The sequence below is a fragment of the Parafilimonas sp. genome (assembly GCF_051953455.1).
Classification (GTDB): Bacteria; Bacteroidota; Bacteroidia; order Chitinophagales; family Chitinophagaceae; genus Parafilimonas.
The window spans coordinates 67,387-88,431 of record NZ_JBQCIT010000018.1; the positions used below are offsets into that span (position 1 = coordinate 67,387).

Annotated in this window: 16 protein-coding genes; 6 read left to right on the top strand and 10 right to left on the bottom strand. The window is 39.8% G+C overall.

Annotated elements, in window-relative coordinates; all coding sequences use genetic code 11:
• Positions 1–34 precede the first annotated feature (34 nt).
• Positions 35–2,452 carry a bifunctional YncE family protein/alkaline phosphatase family protein gene (locus ACTHN6_RS07575; protein WP_440435136.1) on the bottom strand — a complete coding sequence of 806 codons (2,418 nt, stop codon included), beginning with the start codon at positions 2,450–2,452 and terminating at the stop codon, positions 35–37.
• A gap of 319 nt (positions 2,453–2,771) precedes the next feature.
• Between ACTHN6_RS07575 and ACTHN6_RS07580 the strand changes: the two genes are divergently transcribed.
• On the top strand, positions 2,772–3,281 hold the full coding sequence (locus ACTHN6_RS07580) for a VanZ family protein (protein WP_440435137.1): 510 nt from the start codon (positions 2,772–2,774) through the stop codon (positions 3,279–3,281).
• A 61-nt stretch (positions 3,282–3,342) separates the two neighbouring features.
• Here the strand turns inward: ACTHN6_RS07580 and ACTHN6_RS07585 are convergent, their stop codons facing one another.
• Positions 3,343–6,390: a PVC-type heme-binding CxxCH protein gene (locus tag ACTHN6_RS07585; RefSeq protein WP_440435138.1), complete on the bottom strand. Its 3,048-nt coding sequence runs from the start codon at positions 6,388–6,390 to the stop codon at positions 3,343–3,345.
• A gap of 209 nt (positions 6,391–6,599) precedes the next feature.
• Here ACTHN6_RS07585 and ACTHN6_RS07590 point away from each other — a divergent pair, with 209 nt between their 5' ends.
• Positions 6,600–7,490, top strand: a complete 891-nt coding sequence (locus tag ACTHN6_RS07590; RefSeq protein ID WP_440435139.1) for a DMT family transporter — start codon at positions 6,600–6,602, stop codon at positions 7,488–7,490.
• Between the two features lie 63 nt (positions 7,491–7,553).
• Here the strand turns inward: ACTHN6_RS07590 and ACTHN6_RS07595 are convergent, their stop codons facing one another.
• From ACTHN6_RS07595 to ACTHN6_RS07615, 5 genes are all read right to left on the bottom strand, one after another.
• Positions 7,554–7,913, bottom strand: a complete 360-nt coding sequence (locus tag ACTHN6_RS07595) for a hypothetical protein (protein WP_440435140.1) — start codon at positions 7,911–7,913, stop codon at positions 7,554–7,556.
• A 56-nt stretch (positions 7,914–7,969) separates the two neighbouring features.
• A complete protein-coding gene (locus ACTHN6_RS07600) occupies positions 7,970–9,397 on the bottom strand; it encodes an arginine decarboxylase (protein ID WP_440435202.1) in 1,428 nt (475 codons plus the stop codon).
• A gap of 114 nt (positions 9,398–9,511) precedes the next feature.
• Complete coding sequence (gene rplT, locus ACTHN6_RS07605) at positions 9,512–9,856, bottom strand: 50S ribosomal protein L20 (protein ID WP_440435141.1); 345 nt, start codon at positions 9,854–9,856, stop codon at positions 9,512–9,514.
• A gap of 95 nt (positions 9,857–9,951) precedes the next feature.
• Complete coding sequence (gene rpmI / locus ACTHN6_RS07610) at positions 9,952–10,152, bottom strand: 50S ribosomal protein L35 (RefSeq protein ID WP_440435142.1); 201 nt, start codon at positions 10,150–10,152, stop codon at positions 9,952–9,954.
• 190 nt (positions 10,153–10,342) lie between these two features.
• Positions 10,343–10,834, bottom strand: coding sequence for a YajQ family cyclic di-GMP-binding protein (locus ACTHN6_RS07615; RefSeq protein WP_440435143.1), 492 nt, complete (start codon positions 10,832–10,834; stop codon positions 10,343–10,345).
• 164 nt (positions 10,835–10,998) lie between these two features.
• Here ACTHN6_RS07615 and ACTHN6_RS07620 point away from each other — a divergent pair, with 164 nt between their 5' ends.
• The 3 genes from ACTHN6_RS07620 (at position 10,999) to ACTHN6_RS07630 (ending at position 14,507) form a co-directional block, all read left to right on the top strand.
• Positions 10,999–12,333, top strand: coding sequence for a DUF6600 domain-containing protein (locus ACTHN6_RS07620; RefSeq protein WP_440435144.1), 1,335 nt, complete (start codon positions 10,999–11,001; stop codon positions 12,331–12,333).
• Between the two features lie 80 nt (positions 12,334–12,413).
• Positions 12,414–12,920, top strand: coding sequence for a DUF7935 family protein (locus ACTHN6_RS07625; protein ID WP_440435145.1), 507 nt, complete (start codon positions 12,414–12,416; stop codon positions 12,918–12,920).
• A gap of 27 nt (positions 12,921–12,947) precedes the next feature.
• The gene (locus ACTHN6_RS07630) at positions 12,948–14,507 is read left to right on the top strand and encodes an acyl-CoA mutase large subunit family protein (RefSeq protein WP_440435146.1); all 1,560 of its coding nucleotides are present in this window, start codon (positions 12,948–12,950) and stop codon (positions 14,505–14,507) included.
• Between the two features lie 108 nt (positions 14,508–14,615).
• On the opposite strand, the gene ACTHN6_RS07635 is transcribed toward ACTHN6_RS07630, so the two are convergent.
• From ACTHN6_RS07635 to ACTHN6_RS07645, 3 genes are all read right to left on the bottom strand, one after another.
• A complete protein-coding gene (locus tag ACTHN6_RS07635) occupies positions 14,616–17,045 on the bottom strand; it encodes a TonB-dependent receptor domain-containing protein (RefSeq protein WP_440435147.1) in 2,430 nt (809 codons plus the stop codon).
• Positions 17,046–17,466: 421 nt separating this feature from the next.
• Positions 17,467–18,279: an endonuclease/exonuclease/phosphatase family protein gene (locus ACTHN6_RS07640; RefSeq protein WP_440435148.1), complete on the bottom strand. Its 813-nt coding sequence runs from the start codon at positions 18,277–18,279 to the stop codon at positions 17,467–17,469.
• A 3-nt stretch (positions 18,280–18,282) separates the two neighbouring features.
• Positions 18,283–20,265: a glycoside hydrolase family 127 protein gene (locus ACTHN6_RS07645; RefSeq protein WP_440435149.1), complete on the bottom strand. Its 1,983-nt coding sequence runs from the start codon at positions 20,263–20,265 to the stop codon at positions 18,283–18,285.
• 231 nt (positions 20,266–20,496) lie between these two features.
• Here ACTHN6_RS07645 and ACTHN6_RS07650 point away from each other — a divergent pair, with 231 nt between their 5' ends.
• The gene (locus tag ACTHN6_RS07650; RefSeq protein WP_440435150.1) at positions 20,497–20,919 is read left to right on the top strand and encodes a DoxX family protein; all 423 of its coding nucleotides are present in this window, start codon (positions 20,497–20,499) and stop codon (positions 20,917–20,919) included.
• Positions 20,920–21,045: the final 126 nt, after the last annotated feature.

The window sequence follows — 21,045 nt, forward strand, 5'->3', positions numbered from 1 at the left end:
CAATACAATATGAATAAATAAGCTATAAAGATTTCTAATCATCTTCATCATTTTTACCACTTTGGTTTACAAACGCTGCCCGTTTTGGTGCCGGCACAATAGCATTAATACCTTTTACCGCCTTCCAGATCACTTCTGTAAATGCACGATCAGGAATACGGTCTTCTTTGGTAAAATCAAATGTTTCGCTTTTACGTTGCCATGCATTTTCTGCTGTATTTTTTTGATTGATATCAACCTGTAAGGGCTTTATATTATACGGCTTTAAATCAGGTGTTGATTGAAAACATCTCCACATGGATGGCGCTGATGCATCGTACTGGCTCATTGGCGGAATGCCTAATATCAATTCAATTGTGCGCAAAACGGATGTGGTTGAATACATTGAATGATCAACAAAGCCGCGTTTTACAAACCCGCCTGCCATGTATGCGGTGCTCCGGTGCGCATCAACATGGTCCGGGCCATCCTGCGCATCATCTTCCAAAATGAAAACAACACTCTGCTGCCATACAGGGCTTTTGCTTAAATAGTCAATAAACATTCCTACAGCCAGATCATTTTCCGCCACATACGCATACGGGGTTGGTTTGCCTTTTGATAACCCCGATGTATGATCGTTACCAAACCGCATTGTATTCAAATGCGGCAGTGCATTAACAGCAACCAGTGAATCAAAATCCCTTCTCCATTGATTGAAGCGAACGGTATCTGTTACGTCTAAATCCCAGCCTGTATAGTACGGGCAAATATGATCTTTCAAAACAGGAATATTTGGCTTATAATCGTCGGCAAATTCGCCATACGTTCTGTAGCTAACGCCGGCTCTTGCTGCATGATCCCATATAAATCCACCTTTGTTATTCGCTATTTCCCTTGTGCCCTCACCACCATAATCGCCGCCACGGCCGCCATAATAAGTGGGCCATGTTTTTTCAAGATAATCGTCTGCATAAGCACCCACGCTCCAGTTGTGCCCGTCGGCACTTACTTCAGAATTTACATAAAAGTTATCCAGCAAAACAAATTCTCTTGAAATAGCATGTTCATTCGGCGTTATTTTTTCTCCGAATAAACATAAAGATGTATCGCCATTACCTTCCGGCATATCACCTAAAACCTGGTCGTAAGTCCTGTTTTCCTTAATGATATAGAAAACATATTTTATTGGCGAACTGTCGCCAATCTTTTGCGGAATGGGATTATTGGTTGCCCCCGCTGACTCAAGTTCTTTATTTTTATTGTATGGTGTATTCTTATATACCTGCTGCGAAAACATACTTAACTGTTGTGCATCTGGTGTATTAATAATGCTCAATGTCCCTCTGAATAAACCGCCGATATAATACCGGTCATTATCACCTTTCTGATAACCCATAGTTGAATTGGTATGAAAAGGGTCGAACAAAACATTAGCCATTGAAGTAAACCCTTTGCCATTGGCTACATAAATTTTATTGCCGGCTGTTCTTACAGATGTCGGATACCAGCCAACGGGAATAAAGCCTTTTGATACGCTGCTGCCAGGTTTGCTTACATCAAATACGGCAACACAATTATTATCTGCATTGGCAATGTATAATGTTTTTTCATCAGCGCTTAAAGCCACACTGTTTGTCGTTGAACCCGGAACGGAGTTGGGATATAATGCTGCGTTTAAAGTTTCCATTACTTTTCGCTGTCGAATGTTGATAACGGAAACACTGTTATCGTTTGCATTGGCAACAAAAAGATATTTACCGTTTTTGGTAATGCATATATCATTGGGATTATCGCCTACAGCAATACTGTCAGTTATTTTTCTTTTTACAGTATTGAAAATTTTTATTTTATCGCCACCCCATACAGAAATGTACAATTTCCTTTTGTCGGGCGATAATAAGCAGGTGTAAGCTTCATTATACAATGGCTCTTTATGAAGAATAGCTTTTGACGTAAGACTGATAATATACAGGCTATTGTTTTCTTTGGTTACAACATACATCAGCCGTTTCGCATCATCAATATCAATCCCTGCAGGTGAAATTTTTTCAGGCCATTTTTTGCCGAGCTTGATACTATCTTTCAAAACGAGTTTATTATGAATGATGGCATATTTCAAAATCCAGTTATCGTTACCACCGCTTGCGTATAAATTTTTCTCATCAGCACTGAACTTTAATCCGAACCATGATTTGGGAATATCGATACTGTCCAGGATTTTTTCTTGCAATACATCAATCAACTGAATGCTCTGTGTACTTTGACCGTTATTGGTAACAGCCATATATTTTTTTGATGATGACACTGCAATATTCAGCGGAAGATCGCCAAGCGGCAGGCTTTTGCCTGTGGGCGTTAAGCCCCAGCCGTTGGGCAATTGTACCGGTTCAGGTAATTTGTCAGGTTGGGATAAGCATTTGAATGAACAGCAAACAAACAGAAGGATTAAAAAATGATAAGGCAGTTTCATTGTATAAAAATAACAAGTATCGAGGTATTTAGAGGAGCATAATAATCTTTTAATATTTCACTGCAAGTGAACTTCTTTTTGTGAGGATTAATATCATTCACAAACGAGAGGGCCAGGTTAGGGCAATATCTGCTGCTTCTATACTGATACGGTTTTTGATTGCAGCGCAAAAAACTTATTAGCTTAGCAAAAGTCGATGATATTAGTGGCGGCAGTAATTTTAAATACAACCTCTAAACTGCTTAACTTCACTGAAGCCTTAGCAATGAAAATACTTTATTCAGCTATAGTTATTAGTGTTTTTTAAAGAAGATAAGATATGAACAAGCTAACGAAAACCTTATTTATAATTTACCTCATTGCATTGTGCTGGATTTTGCTGTTTAAGTTAGGCGTGCAATTTTCTTATATGAATAACAGGAGCTTAAATTTAATCCCATTCAGAAATCTTTTAACATCAAATGGTAAAGTTGATGTTGGTGAAACCGTTATGAACGTGATAATTTTTATACCGCTTGGTATTTATACAGGTGTTCTATTTAAAAGATGGCCTTTTAAAAACAACGTTTTTTTCTTCTTTCTTGTAAGTTTAATATTTGAAGCGCTACAGTTTATTTTCAGGATTGGGGCTTTTGACATTACAGATATAATTACGAATACTACAGGCGGAATAATTGGATTAATGATATTTAAAGTAATTGAAAAATTATTCAACAATAATATGAAGACGCAAAAATTCATCAACATAATTGCAGCATCCGGAACTGCATTAATGGTTACACTATTATTGTTATTGAAACTAAACATGCTGCCGGTAAGGTATCAATAATATTTCCGCCACAAGAAAGCTTCACTATTCTGTAACTGATATAACAGCGCCTCTTTAAAAATTACTTCTTCTTTAAACCTTCAAGATATTCCAGCAAATTAGCCAGGTCTTCATTGCTCAAGTTTTGATACAATCCTTCAGGCATTAAAGATGTTTTCATTTCTTTCTTTGAGGCTACTTCATTCGTTTTTATCTGCTGCGTTGTGCCGCCGGGAAATTTAACTTCCATTGCTGTTTCGGTGTTACTTGCAATAATGCCGCTCATAACAGAGCCGTCTTTCATTTTTATTTCCCATCCTTCATATCCAAAACTGATTCCGTCAGAAGGATGAACAATGGCATCGAGCAAACCATCTTTTGCATACTTGGAACCAATCTCCGTAAGCTTCGGGCCAAAATCTTTTCCTTCGTTTCCGGCTACATGGCATACAGAACATGTATTCATGAAAATAACTTTTCCTTTCGCCGCATCGGCTTTTATAGCAGCAAGCTCATTCATCGTTGGCGCTTTCTTTAAAGCAGTTGTTGTGTGACCAGGCAAATAACTTTCTGCCTTGCTTTTTACAGAACCACGCCATGCGCCGCTAACACTTGAAACAACATCAGGTACCAATTCGGCAGGAACTTTTTTTGCTTTTAAAATTTCAAGCACCCTGTCTTCACCACCCCAGCTTTTGCCAATTTTACCTGCGGCATCCTTGCGTATGTTTATTGGATATCCAGGAGATAACGCAACTTTTTGAATGATGTCAATTGATTCTTTGCTGCCCACGCCACTCAATGCTGCCAGCAATGCTTTTGTTTGCAAGGTGTCTTTTCCATTTAATACTTTCTGAACAAGTGCAGCACCTTTTAACGTTAACAATAATCTTGCGGCATCTCTTCCCAAACCGGCGTTTGCACTGTCAATGGCAAGCTGCAAAAGGTTTTTGTTTTCAGCTTTTACTTCATACTGTTTTACAAATTCTATGTATTCGGGTGTTCTTTGCACAGACTCAATTACATCCGCTAATGCTTTTTGCGCAGCAGCAGAATGCTGTACCGTTTTTACATCAAGGGCATGCAACACCAGTTTGTTTAATGATACATCATTCGATGTATTATCTGTAATCATTTTTACGAGATAAGAAGATTTTGCAGAGCCTGTATTAAAGTCAAATGCGCGGAAATATCTTAAACGGTTTTGAACAGGAATATCTTTATCTGAAGCAAGCCGGGCAAGGCAAGGAACGGCTTCATCCGTTCTTGCACGCCACACAATATCCCTGGATGCTGCAGATTGCAACGGATCTTTTACCTGGTTAAGGTAGGCTTTAAAAAATGCGTTCCATTGTTTATCGGCGCCAATGCCTAAAGCTTCCAGGTACCACCGGTCTTTGCCATCATGCTGCATGGCAAGCGTTGCCCACAATTCCGGCGCTTCAGCAGATTTGTTATGATGCAAAGCGATAGCACATTCTCTGCGCACCTGTGCATCGCTATCATTCACCAATTGCTTAACAACATTTAACACATCAGCATTTAATTCTCTTGCCGCCCTTAAACCTGTAATGCGCAAATCGGGATTATTACTTTTTATTGCCTGTTGAATATATTGCTGTGCATTTGCATTTTTCATTTTTATCAAAACCCAAAATGCCCTTGCACGCATGCGGGGATTTGCATTTTCATCATTCCATAATTTTTCCAATGCCGGCACCGCTTCCGTTCCCATTGATTGTAATGTGGTGAATGCATGGTAACGAACAGAAAGATTGGCATTTTGCAAAGCTGTAATGGCGCCTTCGGGGGTTGAATAATTTTCTTTGGGAATAGTATAATCTGATTTAGGAGGGGCAATACGATAAATCCTTCCCCGTGTTTGATCACCAGCCTGGTGCCCGCCCACACCCGGATCATACCAATCCGCAACAATCAATGAACCATCAGGGGCAACACAAATATCGGCGGGACGAAACCATTTATCTTTTTCGCCTTCAAGTATATTAATAATTTTCGCAGCATATCCTGCACCGTTTTTTGTGACGGAATAAGAACGTACAATGTTTGTACCTGCATCACAATGTATCAACTGGCCCTGAAATTCTTTGGGCAATAATGAGCCTTCATAAACAACTATTCCTGTTGGCGAGCCTGCGCCTGTTTGTAATAAATTAGGCACTTCACCGGGATCGTTCAAATGCCAGTGCCGAAAAGGGATTGAATCTTCAATGTTCGTCCTGTTTGCCTGCCAGCCCGCGCCGGTCATTTCATCTGTATAACCATAATTTCCATAGTCCATAACATAGTTAATGCGAACGCCGCGGTTACCATCATCATCGTTATCACTTTGCCACAGGGTACCATAACTATCTACAGCCACTTCGTATGGGTTGCGGAAGTTCTGGCCCAAACATTCCACATGCGAGCCATCGGGATTGCAGCGAAATACCATTCCCTGTTTATATTTTTTTGAATCGATAGGATCGCCGTCCTGGTCGAGAACAGGCTTGCCGTTCTTATCTTTTAATTGCCTGCCTTCATTCCCAAAATTGAAATACAGTTTTCCATCAGCGCCAAAGGTGAATGTATGCATGCCATGATCATGCTGTTCGCCTCCAATGCCTGAAAACATTACCTCTTTTCTGTCGGCTTTATCATCACCATCATCATCGTAAAATGCCCATACATAAGGGCTTTGAGATATCAAAACCTGTTTGCCTAACACACATATACCAAGCGGCGCATTTAGTTCAGGCCCCTGATAAAAAACCTTTGCAGTGTCAGCCCTGCCATCGCCATTGTTATCTTCTAAAATCATTATCCTGTCACCTGCTGCATTTGTTGGGTTCCCGTTAATTGCAGGGCGATAATTATAAGCTTCAGTTACCCAAACGCGCCCTCTTTCATCCACATCAATATTGGTTGGGTTTTTTAACATGGGTTCTGTTGCAAAAGTGCGCACAGCAAGGCCATCGAACGCCTCCAACCCTTTCAATGCATTTTCTGCAAGATGCTGCTGCGCTTCAGTAAGGGTATCAACTTTTGTTTCAGAAGTTTTATTTGTGTTGTTTTTGCAGGAAATCAGAAAAGATATAGCCAGGCAGATAAATGGAAGCGAACGGTTCATTGTGCAAACAAGTTTTAACTAATGATGAAAATGCTTTTTATTACTCTTTAAGAAGCAAGCTCTATAAGCTTAGGAAAACGCAAAATAAAATATGCATCGCAAAATCTTTAGAATATTTATAAAAGGATGTTCTGCTTTAAAATAAATAATCCAGAAAAAGTAAATAATAAACTTGATCTTTTCATTGTTCATTTAATTTCTTTGCACGCATGAAGGGCGCTTTGATCCGTTTGCACATCGCTGTTTTTCTCTGGGGTTTTACCGGGGTGCTGGGCCGTGCCATTAAGTTGAATGAAGCCTGGCTGGTTTGGTGGCGCATGTTTATAACCGTAGTTACCCTGTGGGTACTGTTTTATTTTCTTAATCGCATTCGTGCAGTTGCATTTAAAGACTTTCTTAAAATTGCCGCCATCGGCACTGTGCTTTCGCTGCACTGGCTTGCGTTTTATGGAAGCATTAAATATTCAAACGTATCAATTGCATTAACCTGTCTCAGCACTACCGGCTTAATGAGCGCCGTTATTGAACCACTATTTTTCAGGAGAAGAATAAATATATTTGAGTTGGTGCTGGGCCTTTTTGCTTTGGGCGGTATTATAATAATTTATGCCACGAACCTTCATTTTTCTGTGGGTATTTATATAGGGTTAGTGGCTGCACTGTTAACGGTAATTGTATCCGTAATGAATAAGAAATTAATCAGCGGTTACACGCATGATGCCATCACTTTATACCAGTTAACAGGCGGCTTTGTTGGCCTGAGCATTTTATTGCCTTTTTATAATATGCTGTTTCCTTCAGCACAACATATACCCCAGCAGCTCGACTGGCTGTGGCTGATTATTTTAAGCTGGTTCTGCACCATACTAACGTTCATTTTATACATCAATGCACTAAAACAGGTGAGCGCTTTTACGGTAAACCTTACGCTTACACTGGAACCTGTTTATGGAATTATTCTTGCCTTTATTCTTTATAAAGAAAATGAAAGTTTAAGCAGGTATTTTTATTTTGGTTTTGCTCTGATATTTATTGCGGTGGTATTACAAATGCTGCGGTTATTGAAAGATAAAAGAAAGCTCCCGGTAAGCACATTGTAAAAAAGTACGGGTATAAAAAAAGCTCCGTTGCCGGAACTTTTTTATATACGAATGTTTCAATGATTATCTTCTGCCGCCATTACCGCCGCGCCTGTTTTGTCTCCATTCCATTTGTTTTTGATCAAGTTTCTGCAACTGGTCTGCGGTAAGGTATTTTTTCATTTCTTCCTTGGCTGCATCACGAATGGGTTTTGCTTTTTCTCTTTTGTCATCCCGGCTTAGTGACTGGTCCTGCATAATGCTGCGCATTTGCTGCATTGAGCGCTGGGAGATTGCCATTACAGAATCTGCATTAACAGCAGATACGCCTAATGAATCGGTTAAATATTGTTTAACCCTGTCGCCTCTGCTGCCAGGCTGTGCAGATGCGGAAACTGTGAAAAACACAGTCGCGATAAACATTGTAACTAATAATTTCTTCATGATAATTTATTTTAGGAGTGTATAGGATGTATGCAAAAACCCAAGGTTTAAAACACCTATAAATAACCTAATATCTTTAACATACTTTGTGCCGTTTGCTGTTTAGCGTGCAGCCAGTCTGTTAATTTCCCATTTTTATCATATCCAACAATTACATGTTTTGGAGAAGGAATAAGACAATGCTTTATTCCGCCATAACCGCTTATCTGGTCCTGGTAGGCGCCGGTGTGAAAGAACCCAACATACAGCGGTTCTTTATTTGCCGGATCATTACCGTTGCCTTCACTTTCCAGCTTTGGTAAAAACACTTCATTAATATGTTCTTCGGAGTCGTAATAATCGTGGCTGTCACACGTCATGCCGCCAAGCACCACGCGCTGGTATTCGTTTTCCCACTTGTTTACCGGCAGCATTAAAAACTTTTCACCAATACCCCATGTGTCTGGTAGAGTTGTTATGAATGATGAATCAATCATGTACCAGCGTTCACGGTCATTCTGCACCTTCTCCCCCACCACGCTGTAAATATGCGCCATGCTTTCGCCAACCGTAAAGCTGCCGAATTCCGTGAAAATATTAGGCATGGGCACTTTTGCTTTTTTGCAGGCTTTTTTTATGTTACCTACAATTTCATGTATCATGAACTGGTAATCGTATTCAAACCCAAGGGAATGTTTTATAGGGAAACCACCGCCGATATTAATGGAATCAAGCTCAGGGCAAATTTTCCTTAACTGGCAATACAGGTTAATAATCTTATTTAATTCACTCCAATAATAAATATCATCTTTAACACCTTTGTTTAAAAATATGTGCAGCATCTTAAGCTGAAACTTATCTTCATAACCTTCAATCTCATCCACATAAAATTCAAGAATGTCTTTTGCCCTTATACCAAGCCTCGATGTATAAAAAGGAAACGTTGGCTCTTCTTCTGCCGCCACGCGAATGCCTAATTTAAACGGTTTTCTTACACTGCGCTTATATAGCTGCAATTCAGCTTTATTGTCAAGAACGGGTATTACATTATTAAAGCCAGTGTTAATAAGCCTTGCTATTCTTGACGTATAGCCTTTTTGTTTAAAGCCATTGCAGATAATAAAGATATCTTTCGTTATTTTCTTGCGCTTATAAAGCTGGTTAATGATTTCTATATCGTAGGCATACGAGGTTTCCAAATGTATATTATGCTTTAAAGCCTCTTCCACCACAAAAGAAAAATGAGAACTTTTGGTGCAATAGCAATAATTGTAAGCGCCTTCATATTTATGTCTTTTGAAAGCCGCTTCAAACATTTTTTTAGCCTTGTTAATCTGCATACCTATTTTAGGAAGGTAACTGAGTTTCAGGGGCGTGCCATATTTGTCAATCAGTGCTTTAATATCCAGCCCGTTAAATTCAAGGTATCCGTTATCGTTTAAATCGAAATCTTCCTGTGGAAAATGGAAAGTTTGCTTAACAAGCGAGGTGTAAGTATTTGTCATTTCCTGTTCGAGTTCATAATTTTTTTTGACAAGAGCCAACAAAAGTAATTGATTGCAATAATCAAAATAAAAAATCCCGCAAGCGCGGGATTAAATTTTTGTTTTTTTCTAATGTTATTTAACTGAAGCAATCAATGCTTTAAAACTTTCAGGCTCATTCATAGCAAGATCTGCAAGAATTTTCCTGTTCAGCTCAATGCCTTTTTCGTTAAGCTTATGAATAAATTCGCTATACGTTAAACCTTCTTCCCTTACGGCTGCGTTAATACGAACTATCCAAAGCTGGCGGTAATCACGCTTCTTCACCTTGCGGCCTACATAAGCGTAGGTTTGACCTTTTTCAACAATATTTTTGGCAACAGTATATACATTCTTACGCTTACCGTAAAAACCTTTGGCCTGTTTTAAAATTCTTTTTCTTCTTGCCCTTGATGCAACTGCATTTACTGAACGTGGCATATCTAATTATTTAAGATTTTAGATTTCAGATTTACGGTTTATCTTCTTCTAAAATTGGTGAATTAATTTTTTACTTGATTTTTGAGGAGAAGGAATTATCCTTTCAAACGCAATAAGCGCATTACAAAATCTTTGTTAGGCGCTGCTACCACACCTTTCATGCGAAGGTTTCTTTTGCGCTTGGTAGATTTCTTGGTAAGAATGTGTCGTTTGAAAGATTTCTGAAAAGTAATTTCACCTGTGCCGGTTACTTTAAAGCGTTTCTTTGCGCTGGAGTTTGTTTTAACTTTAGGCATTATAATCTTATTAAGATTACTCCCTGCTGGCGTTTCCGCACTGGCGGAACTCTTGTTGAGCCTTACGGGAATTAAAATTTTGGAGCGCGAAGGTATGGAATTATTGAATATGGGCAAAGCCTTTGCTTGCACTTCTCCCTTTGCCAGTTTGGGTTCTGTTTAAATAACTCCTTTGCAGCCCTGCTGCAGCTTACGATTTCATATTTGTAAACTGCAATGGAATTGAGAGGTTCGCCTGTTTGCAGGCCGCGATTACTGACTGTAAGTCATCTATTTTTTTTCCGGTTACCCGCACTATGTCATCCATAATCTGCGCCTGAACTTTAAGACCGCTGTCTTTAATAATCTTAACAATCTTTTTGGCATCATCCTGCTTTAAGCCGTTGGTAACCGGCACTTCTTTTTTCAGCACTTTACCGCTTTGATGTGCATCTTTTGAGAAATCAAAGGCATTAGCATCAATGCCCTGCTTCATGCTGCGGCTTATGAGCACATCAATTACCTGTTTCATCTTCATATCGCTTTCCACTTCAAACGTAACCAGAAAATCCTTTTTATCCAGGTTTATTTCAACCGGCGAATTTTTAAAATCAAAACGGTTGCTTATCTCTTTTTTTACTGTGTTTACAGCGTTATCCAAAGTTTGAAGGTCTACCTTGCTGGCAATGTCAAAAGATGGCATAATCTTAATATTTTTAATTAATATTTAAAGCATACTTAAAACTGTAAAGGTACCGTTATCAATTAAACTTTATTATTCCCCAACCGTCCTAATAACATTAACAAACAAGTGTTTGTTTTTGGTATAAAACTGGAATAATTTACGCAACAATTCAACACAACAAAATGACATTAATTAAAAAACTTTTTCCTACCCTGTTAATGCTGCTTGTCGTTGCAGCCTCGGGCAGCATTCCCAATGCTGTATCGGCGCAGGACGACGATTATTACGACGATAACGGAAGTTACAGCGACAACGATAATAATTATAATAATGAAGATTATAATAGTAATTATGATGATAATCCGTCTGATTACGATTACCAGCCTTCAGATGTAAATATTAATGTTTTTAATGAAGCTTTATCTCCTTACGGAAGCTGGGTTGTATCTGCATCGTATGGGCGATGCTGGGTACCCCGTTACCGTGGGTTTGTGCCATATTCAACCGGCGGGCACTGGATTTATTCTTCTTATGGCTGGACGTGGGCTTCAGACTACGGCTGGGGCTGGGCGCCATTTCATTACGGCCGTTGGGCATATGATCCCTTTTACGGGTGGATGTGGGTTCCCGGTTATGAATGGGGGCCGGCATGGGTTTCATGGCGCTCCGGTGGTGGTTATTATGGCTGGACTCCTTTAGGACCGGGCATGCATATAGGTATCAACATTGGCATTGGTGTTCCTTATAACAGGTGGGTGTTTGCGCCGAGCCGGTACATGGGTTACAATAACATACACAGGTATTATGTACGCCCTTCGCGCAACACAACAATTATTAATAATACCACTATTATTAATAATACAACGGTTTATAATAACAGGCGTTTTGTTGCAGGACCAAACCGCACAGAAGTAGAAAGATATACCGGCAGGCGTGTAAACCAGGTTAGAGTGGTGAACTCAAACAGGCCAGGGCGTGCAACAGTGAATAATAACACTATCCAGATGTACAGGCCAGGTGTGAAGCAAAGAGCGCCCCAAAGCAACACAGGTGCAAATAACAGGCCTAACATCAATAACCAGAGGCCTAATCAGCAGCCTGACAGGAACCAGGCAAATAATCAGCAGAACAATAATAACAGGCCGGATGTACGTGACAGGATAAATAATCACAGGCCTCAACGCAATATGCAGCAGGCACAGCCGAATTCAGGAAATCAACAACGGCCCAATAATGTGCAGCCGCAGAATCAACAGAACAGGCCTGATCAAAATTCTAACCGCATGAGGCAACAGCAACAGCGGATGCAACGCCAGCAACAACAACAGCAGCGGATGAATCAGCAGCGCCAGCAAAGAAATAATGACCAGATGAGACCTGGCAGGCAGCAGCGAACAGAAGGACAGCAGCAATTTAATCAGCAAAGACAACAAATGCAAAGACAACAACAGTCTAACCAGCCACGGCAACAGTCTCCTTCCAGGGAGCGGAGTGAAAGGCCAGGGCACAGAGGATAACTTTTTACAGTAAAGCCGGTTATTAACCAACCGGCTTTTTTATTTATTGAGATTACTTACTTTGCACAAAAACATAAACTTTGGATAGCAACCTGATTATTATTCTGGTAATTGTAATTGTTGTGATGACTGCCCTGGCGTATATTTTCACAACACGTGCCAAAAACGGGAATGGGGAAAGCTCCATAAACAGGGAAACTGCAACTACCATGCAATTGCAGGCTTATGAAAGATTGCTTATACTGGTTGACAGGATTGCGCTTCCAAACGTAATAACCAGGGTTAACCAGCCCACATCATCGGCCAGGGAAATGCAGATGCTGCTTACACAAAACATCCGTTCAGAATATGATTATAATATCACGCAGCAGATATATGTAACAGCCGAAGCATGGAATGCGGTAAAAAACCTTAAGGAGCAAAATTTACTTATCATAAACCAGATGGCCAATGTATTGCCCCCGCATGCCACCGGACTGGACCTGAATAAATTATTACTGGAATTTTTGATGAATGATAAAAAAGGTTCCCTGCACGAAGTGGTAAGTGAAGTGCTAAGTTATGAAGCAAAAAAACTGATGAGCTAAAGGCAGAGCTTTATTTAAATTGCATTTATGCCAGGTGAAAAATGTTTTACAGATAGCGGGATTGAAATAAAAAAAATATATCAGTCAACTGACAAAGGTCAGTCTTCAACCGAAATACCCGGACAATTTCCTTTTACGCGGGGCATACAGCCGGATATGTACCGCGGCAGGCTTTGGACCATGCGCCAGTATGCAGGCTTTTCCACCGCTGAAGAAAGCAATAAACGTTATCATTATTTATTATCGCAGGGCGTAAATGGTTTGAGCGTTGCTTTCGATCTGCCTACACAAATTGGTTACGACAGTGATCATGAGCTTGCTGATGGTGAAGTAGGAAAAGTTGGCGTTGCCATTGACAGCATCGAAGACATACGAACTTTATTCGATGGTATTCAACTGCAGGATATTACTACTTCAATGACCATTAATGCCACGGGTTTTATTTTATTGAGTTTATATGTGGCGCTTGCAAAACAGCAGGGCGCCGATCTCAAAAAAATATCAGGCACTATACAAAATGATATCCTGAAAGAATATGCAGCACGCGGTACTTATATCTATCCGCCCAAGCCTTCCATGCATATCATCACCGATATTTTTGAATGGTGCAGCAGTGAACTGCCCAAATGGAATACCATATCCATTTCAGGTTATCACATCCGCGAAGCAGGCAGCACTGCGGTGCAGGAAATTGCATTTACATTAAGCAATGGAAAAGCTTATGTGCAGGCAGCTATTGAAAAAGGGCTAGATATAAATGTATTTGGCAAGCGCCTCTCCTTCTTTTTTAATGCGCATAATAATTTGTTTGAAGAAGTAGCCAAATTTCGTGCGGCAAGAAGAATGTGGGCAAAGATGATGCGGTCACTCGGCGCAACAGATCCAAAAGCCATGATGCTGCGTTTTCACACACAAACCGGCGGCAGTACATTAACGGCCCAGCAACCACTGAATAATATTTCGAGGGTAACCATACAAACAATCGCGGCAGTTTTAGGCGGCACACAAAGCCTGCATACAAACGGGTACGATGAAGCTTTAAGTTTACCAACTGAAGAAGCGGCCCGCATTGCTTTGCGCACGCAGCAAATTGCAGCTTATGAAAGTGGTATTGCTGATACTGCGGACCCCTTAGGTGGCAGTTATTTTATTGAATCGCTTACCGCTGAAATTGAAAAAAAAGCATGGGAATTGATAGAACAGGTTGATGTTTTGGGCGGAAGCGTTGCTGCTATAGAAGAAGGTTTTATGCAGCAGGAAATTGCCCGCAGCGCTTATGAATACCAGCGTAAAGTGGAATCAGGAGAAAAGATTATTGTTGGTGTAAATAAATTCATGGTTGATGACGAAGAAAAAATTCCTTTGCTGAAAATAGATGACAGCATCCGGAAAGTACAGGTTGAAAAATTAAAACAATTAAAAGAATCCCGCAATAAAGCATCTGCAATGGCATGTCTTGAAAACCTGCATAGCAAAGCAGTTTCAGGAGAAAATATAATGCCTTCCGTTATTGATGCGGTTGAGAATTTTTGTACGCTTGGCGAAATAGCCGATACTTTACGAAAAGTATTTGGCGAATACAGGTAGGTTTCTGTGATTTGCAGTATCTATAAATTTATAGTATAACATTGCATGATAAAAGGCATAGGATTTTTTGAAATCCCATGCCTTTCATTTTTAAATAGTAATCCTGCTTTATCCTTTTCCTTTTACACGGCTTTGTTCTTCGTCAGAACTGCTATTGTTGCGCTGTTCTGCTTTCTGGCCTTTGCTAAAGCGGTAAGTAAACGTGAGGTTTACCACACGGCTCTCCCATGTGTTATGAATCTTCACATCCACGTTCTGGTAACGGCTGTAACCCCTCCATTGCTGAATACCTAAAATATCGCGTACATTTAATTTTACAGAGCCCTTATCTTTCAAAACTTTTTTAGCGACGGCAAAGTTCACGGCACCCTGCGGCAGGCCGACAACAGTACCATAAATGGCTTTGCTGTTAAAGTAACCGCTTAATTCAGTGCTCCATCCTTTGGGTAAAGTAAACTGGTTTTGCATATTGGCATTAAATGCCGGCCCTTCCACATTAATTATACCAGTGTTTACAAATCCCTTATACTTGTTATATGCACCCTGAACATATAGATTGGCCCTCCACCATTTTGTAACAGGTACTGCTGCATTTACGCTTAACGTAAAACTGTTTTGCCTGGCAAGATTTGTTTTGGTTACAAATGTTGTGTGCGTGCTGTCTATCTGCATCAACTGTTCATTTATAATGTCGTTTACCAAAGCATAACTTAATGTGGAAGTAATCATGTTTTTATATACATGCGTCAGCTCAATATTATGGCTGAACTGCGGCTTCAGGTAAGGGTTACCCACTTCATACGTATATTTATCAAGAAAATAATAGAAGGGATTCATGTCGCCGTAATCAGGCCTTTGAATTCTTCTTCCGTAATTTAAATTCAACTGGTTTTTATCATTCAAAGCATAATTGATATAGGCTGTGGGGAACAACTGCGTGTAATTGCGTTTAAATGTTTCGCCGGTAGTTAACTGCCTGCCTTTTGCGTTAGTATTTTCAAGACGCAGGCCCAACTGGGCGCTCCATTTCTTATTCAATTGTTTGCTTGCATTTACATAAGCTGCATTGATGTTTTCTTCATATACAAAATGGTTAGAACGGCCTGAATCTGTAATCCATTCATCATTAATAAAATTGGTATAAAGGGCATTATTATCTGTTTTTACATAACTGCTTTTTAAACCGGCTTCAATTTTCATGTTGTGTTTTAAAGGATGCACGTAATCAATCTTACCACTGTAAATATTTATTTTACCGGGCAGTTCGCCACGCAGCAATTCATCAGCAGAAATCTTATTACTCTTCTCATCATAAAAACTATTTACAAAAAGCTGGTCAGATGAAGATTGATATTGCAGGTAATCTATATTGGCAGACAACTCTCTTCCCGCAGAATCAAATTTTGTTTCCATATTAAGATTAGCGCCATAATTTTTCCAGTTGTTTTTTGAAATACTGTTTGTATAAGTTTCGTTTTGCAGCGCGTTAGCTGCGTTATATATATCTGTAACATTATTGTTAGTGTTAGTGCCGGGGTTGAAATTGCCGTTTAATGAAAAGCCAAGCGTTGTTTTTTTAGTGGCATAGAAATCAAGCCCGGTTTTGAAATAATGCGATTGATATTCAGATTGCATGTCACTGGTCTGCAAAAACTTTGAATCTATTTCTCCATCTGCATTTCTGAAATTTCTTTCCAGGTCAAGTGTATGATAACGTTTACTATAATTATAACTATAATTGCCAAACACATTTACTTTACCCGAACGATAATTAAAGTTGATGCTCTCATTTGTTTTTGGAAATTTACCAATGCCGTAACCGGCGGTTATACCTGCACTGAATCCTTTAACTTTTGTTTTCTTGGTTTTGAAGTTAATAATGCCTGAATTACCGGCCGCATCATATTTGGCAGACGGGTTTGTCATCAATTCAATCTGGTCGAGGCTTGTTGATGGCAGATTCTTTAAATAATTGGCCAGGTCCTGTGCGCTTAAGTAAGTAGGTTTGCCGTCAATCATCACCACTACACCGCCTTTTCCTTTCAGGCTTATATTGCCATCTTTATCCACCACAACACCCGGCGTTTTTTCCAGAATTTCGTAAGCCGATAAACCGGCATTGGTGGGCGACGCATCTATATTCACAACAGTTTTATCAATTTTTTGCTCGATGAATTGTCTCTGCGATGTAACCACCACGTCAGAAAGTTTGGCCGTAGATTGAAGGCTGATGGTCTTCAGATCAACCGTTGGATGCTCCTTATCGAGTGTTATAAGCGGCGAATACCAGGTTTCATTACCCACAAACTGAACAGAAACCAGGTAATTACCTTTACTGATTTTATCTATCAGAAAATGTCCGTTTTTATCGGAGAATTGCTGTTTCAGCATTGATGAGTCTGGCTTTAGCAGCATAATTGTGGCAGCTTCCAATGGTTTTTCAGCAATGGCTACTTTGCCATTAATAGAGAAGTCTTGTGCATTAACTATTGAAAAGCAACAATTTAAAATAATGGTAAGCGTAAAAAAAGTTTTCATTTTGCAGTATATTAAAGTTCCTTGTTATAATAATTACATAACAAATGTAAGTACCATGCATTGCATAGTTCAGGATTATACATAAACGGCAATGTGATTATTTGGCCGGTTTTATTTCTGAAAAAATGTGCTGGAAGAAACTTCAAAATTTAGAAAGCGTATAAACCATTAATCTTTAAGGGTTTGGTTTAATGTAAGCCGGAATAAGACGTTTGTAAACCCTGATATAAATTAAAGATGACTAAGTAAACCTTTTCGAACGTCATTTCGACGATAGGAGAAATCTCCTGGGTTTAGAGCAATTAATAATCATTTAAGTTTACGAAGAATGGTTTTTAACTCATTTGTCATAATAACTGCTTCGCAATCTTCAGTGGCATGTATGCTCGGGTAAAAGACAAGGCTTCTTCTGAATGCATTATTATTTCACCTGCAATTCAGCAACCACCGGCATGTGGTCTGATGCTGTTTTATTCCGGACTACGTTATGTGATAATATGAAGAAAGCCTCTTTTGGTTTAAATGCAATAAAATCTATGGCGCCTGTTTCGCTATCTTCACCAAAAGTTGGCGGACAGTTATTGCAAGTGCGTGTAAAATGTTCATCAAGCGTATTAATTACTTCGTTCCCTTCGTTTGAATTAAAATCGCCGGCTACAATGAACGGCAAAGAAGTTTCTTCAGCAATGCGGCAGATCTCTTTAATCTGCAAATACCTGCTCGTTTTGTTATATGCCTCCAAATGTGTGCAGCCAAAACGAAAAGTTTTACCGCCCGGAAGCGTAACTGCCCCTGTTGCCAGCATACGCTGTTCGCCGCCATTAACGGAATCCATCGGCAGGCGGTATGCTTTGGTGTCACTTAAAGAATATTTAGACAATATAAGAGTACCGTATTCCCCATCATCAAAATCCATTGCTTTTGCAAAGAAAAAAGATGGATAGCCTGCCTTAACCGCCAGTTGTGCAGCCTCATTAATTTTGCCTGACCGGTTTGTGTTTATATCCACTTCCTGCACAGCCACTATATCTGCATTTTGCTTTTTTATTACAGCAGCAATAGCATTCACATCAATCACATCCTGCTTGCCGGGAGGGTTGCAATGATGAACATTATAGGTGATTACTTTAATAGTATTGCCGGCAAAATCACCGGCCCGCATATTTTTATGGGAACTGGCAGTAATAAAGATCACCGCAATAATCAATATAAATTTCAGGCGTTTGTATTGCATATATTAATGATGATCGCTGTTGTTTGTTTGATAGCCAATCTTTACATCGTTCACCTTTGCCGGCAGCCACACCTGCATATCGTTGGAACCTCGATTGCACCAGGCATAATAAGGAATGGCTGTAACTTTACGCTGCTGCATAATAACAGACTGGCCATCTGCAGAAGGCACAGCAGCAAGGCCTTTTCCTTCCAATGCAATAACCGGTTCTGTAAGCACCTGCATATTTTCCGGTATAAATGTGGCTGATGGCGGCACAATGATATCCCATACGCCTTCTTTATTGTCTGCACCTTCCACACAATACAACACAGGGCCACGTTGTATGGCAACACGCCCGTCATCATACTTTATTTGCTTACCTGCCACAATATAATTTACAGGCATGGAAATATCATATCCGATCACGTCACCTTTCTTCCATTCTCTTTTTATAACGGCATAACCATTTTCAACCGTGTAAGCAACATCTTTTCCGTTTACCTGGATTGTTATCGGAGAATTAATAGTATTGGAAAATTTATACAGATCGCCGGGCACCGGCTCTCCTTTTGCCCAGCCCGGTAAGCGCAGGTTCAGGTTGAACGTTGCAGGTTTCTTTGTATCGATTGTCATCTTTACATTGCCATTCCAGGGGTATTCGGTTTGCATGCTGAACGCCACATCATTTTTGCCAAACCTGAAACTGGTATTGCTGCCAACAAATAAATTTACCCATATACCATCATCACTCTTTCCATAAATGTAATTGCCAACTGAAGAAACAAGGCGGGCTATATTTGAAGGGCAACAGGCTGTACCAAACCATTCTTTGCGTTTATGCTGGCCGCTGGAAGCAAGCGGGTTATCATAAAAGAAATGATCGCCGCTGATGCTTAGGCCGGCCAATGCACCATTATATAAACTTCTTTCCAATACATCGATGTATTTACTTTCACCCGTTAATTCACACATACGCTGGTTCCAGAAAATCATACCTACAGAAGCACAGGTTTCACAATAAGCATTTTCATTCGGTAAATCATAATCTGTTGAAAAAGCTTCTGCGGTGCCGCCGGTGCCTATACCGCCTGTTATATACATATTACGATACACCACATCTTCCCACACTTTCTTCATTACATTCATATAATCTTTATCGTTTGTTACTGCAGCTACATCGGCAGCACCCGTATATAAATACATTGCCCGCACTGCATGACCGGTTATTTCTGTTTGTTTTTTTACCGGCACCGCATCCTGCCAGTAGTCCGGCGTTATCCAGTTTGTACCATAAGCATAATAACGCTTGCCCCTTTGTTCAAGATACCAGTCAGCCAGTTTAAGATAACGGTCATCGTTGGTAACCTTGTATAATTTTACCAGCGCCAGCTCAATTTCCTCATGCCCGCTAAACCAGTTTTTATTGGCAAGCCGCATGGTGGAATCAATATGATTGGCAAAACGTATGGCAACATCAAGTAATTTTCTTTTCCCCGTAGTATTGTAATAAGCTATTCCCGCTTCAATTAAATGGCCGGCGCAATAATCCTCATGTTTTTCAACATCTGTCCATCGTTTGCTTATGTCGCCTAAAGTATAATAAGTATTCAGATATCCATCTGGTTGCTGGGCGGCTGCAATAATATCAATCCACCTGTCAGCTGTGTTTTCCAAAGCCGTATCAGGATGTGTTTTTAAAGAATAAGCTATCGCTTCCAATGCCTTGTATACATCGCTGTCATCAAAATAAATGCCTTCATGCTTCTCCAATTTTTTATGCGCTACTTTTTCAAAATTACGGATGCGGGCTGTAGCAATTTCTGTCTGATAAATACAGGCAGGTAAGGTTTTGGTAGCCACTTTATCAATCTTCGGTTTCCAGAAATCATCGTTGATAGTAACCTTTGAAAAATTTACAAACTCAAATTTTTCTGACTTGTTTTGACTCCATACTGAAGTACATAACAAGCAGGCGAGCAACAGGCAAACATAGTTTTTCATCATAGTATTTCTCCTGGTAAAATAATTGTATGAAAGCAATTATACTGATAAATTTTTTAAGGATGGATGAGTTAAAACAGATAACATGTTACTGTGCTAACGGTAAATAATTCAACGGCAATTATTGTGTGTCGCAAATAACCCCAAAACAGCCTCATTCACACCGCATCAATTCTGTACATGATCTTCAACTTTGTGTTACAAACAAATTACAAAAACATAAAAAACAAAATCATGAAAACATCAAAAACCACTAAGATCGTTTACTGGGTAACCACTATTATCATCTTCTTATTTGAAGGTGTAATGCCGGCGTTAACTTCTCAAACAGAACTTGCCAAACAAGGCATTCAGCATTTAGGCTATCCTCAATATTTTGGAGATGCCTTTGTTTTTTTCAAAGTGCTTGGAACGCTGGCCTTGCTTATTCCCCAGGTGCCTGGCCGCGTTAAAGAATGGGCCTATGCCGGTTTTGCTTTCGATTTTATTTTCGCTTCCATAAGCATTACCGCTGTTGATGGTTTTAGCTTTATGTCTGCCTTTCCTTTAATCTTTCTTGGTATTCTTGCGGTATCGTATATCACCCGTGAAAAAATGCTGCGGAATAAAAATGCATCAGTAACAGAAACCCGCAACACTTATGCTGTTGCAGGATAATTGGAAGGATTATGAGAATGATGTACGAACAAGTAATGGCTGTTAAGAAATCAGCCGCAGATGCACAGATTTTTATCTGTGCATCTGCGGCTAAATATTAATAAGGAATTATTTTATAATTGAATA